The 1811-nt window shown below is 56.6% G+C and carries 3 protein-coding genes; all 3 read right to left on the reverse strand.

Features of this window, described 5'->3' with window-relative positions:
* On the reverse strand, window positions 1-452 hold a 452-nt coding region (locus tag AC1D35_RS35855), incomplete at its 3' end, for a DNA-binding protein (protein WP_477942731.1).
* Between the two features lies 1 nt (window position 453).
* Entirely contained in the window at window positions 454-789 is a 336-nt protein-coding gene (locus AC1D35_RS35860; RefSeq protein ID WP_477942733.1) for a hypothetical protein, read from the reverse strand.
* Window positions 790-871: 82 nt separating this feature from the next.
* The coding region (locus tag AC1D35_RS35865; RefSeq protein ID WP_477942735.1) for a phospholipase D family protein at window positions 872-1811 on the reverse strand (940 nt) is incomplete at its 5' end.

The following is a 1811-nucleotide window of genomic DNA, read 5'->3' on the forward strand; positions in this document are numbered from 1 at the left end:
AGGACGCAGTCATGGAGCGCTCGCAAACGAGCGTCCTTCTCGTAACCCTGAATCCGGCACAGGATTCCCGCGAGTAGGGCTGCACGACCTAATACATCTGCATCAGGTGTAAAAATCCGATGCGCCGGCATGGAGTTTATGATTGTCCTGATCTGGGCTACAACGGTCTTCGTGCCGGGATGGCCTGGTTCAAGCACGCCAACCGTGTGCATCAGTTCGGTGATCGCTATCGTTGAATGATGGACGTGCCGAACATCAAGGAGGTCTGCGACAAGGTCAGGCGAGCGACCCTGAAGTCCATCAATATAGACGCAGGTGTCTAACAGAAGTTGGTCCCCTGGCTCGGCAGGTGCCACAACAAAAGGAAGCCGTTCATCTGCTCGGCGGGCAAGCGACCGCCCCGGATCAAGGCGCCTCCAGCGCAGCGCGGAATCGATATCGAAATCCGACAACTCAGAACTCGAGGTCTAGAGCAGGATCCACGGTGGCCCATGTCTTTCGAAAGGTTTCCGCGAACTTGTCCTCCAATGCCACACTGGCAAGAGCAAACTCGATGAGGTCCGTATCGGTATCAATTCCAGTTTGCTTTTTAGCTTGCGCAAGCAGGATCGGGCTGATGCGTCCGCCGATGCGGCTGCTTTTGTCTCCGAGCAGGCCGGAATGTTCGGCAGCCTGCATGACCGCAGTGACCCGTTCTTTCACCGCAACGAACTGACCCGTTGCGGTCTTTCGCGCCTTTATGACGGATTGTGCCGACGAACTCGACCGTCCCTTCATTGCCTTTTTCACCGAGTTGCCCCGTTCAACAAAATTGATTTTCGTCTAACATAACACTCACAGTCAAACAGACAAGATGGTATTGGCACCACGCTTAGCCAACATGGACTGTCACGTCATGGCCGAGTGATCTCAGGGCTTTGCTCGTTCTCCCGTTTCTCGGGGGATAGATGTCTGGAAGCGCCCATCCCACGATCTCGCCTATGGTGCTGATTCCGAGCAATTCGATTTTCCGCTTGGGGTCATGCATCGCAGCCCAAAGACGATGAGGCACTTCGGCAGGATTTCCACCGTAGAGTACGAACTGAAGGGTAGACAATACAGACGGTCTGCCGCGCGAGGGTGAGTTGTAGACATATCGTGCGAGAGCGTCGATCTTCTGGGGAATGTCGTAGCTCCGGCCGTCGGCAAGACCGATATATCGGTTCGGCGCCCGGCGAGCGTATTCTCGCGCGGCGTGGATACGCGACAGGACCCTGACGAATTCGTCCTCGGTAAGCTTCGTCAGGCGAGGCTCCGAAAAGGCCTTCCGCAGGAATGGAGCGGTTTTGTTGAGCATAGTTTGCTCGGCATGAGTGGTCGCCAGGCTGCGCCACCAGGTGATTGCCTCCTCTTCGGCGGCGTCGGTATCGCTCCTGTTGCGCGTGAAATGTGTTTCGTAGTCGGCGCGCCTGCCGTCGAATGTCCGTTGATAGTAATGCGCATGGAGAAACTGGTCCGCATGGGCTCCGAGTGGCGCGGCCGCGTCGACCCATGAGGGCCGGTTCTTATCAGCCGAGATCTTGGCGCCGATGTTGCGAATGATCTGCAACGTGCTGTTCCACTCGTCCAGGAAGGCTTGGCGACGGATTTCCTGAGCCGACCGGGAGCTGATCTTGGATAAGCCCTCCCAAAATGGAACCAGCGTCGATTTCAAAAAAGCGTCGTCGGCGTCTCGGTTACTCTGCTTTCGGCGCGTAAGCTCGTTGTTTCTGGCAACGAGCACATCATAGAGCTCTTGTGTCAGGGGAGCAGCGTGGCGGTCGATTTCGGTG

This window comes from Rhizobium sp. P1_E6 (assembly GCF_056405875.1).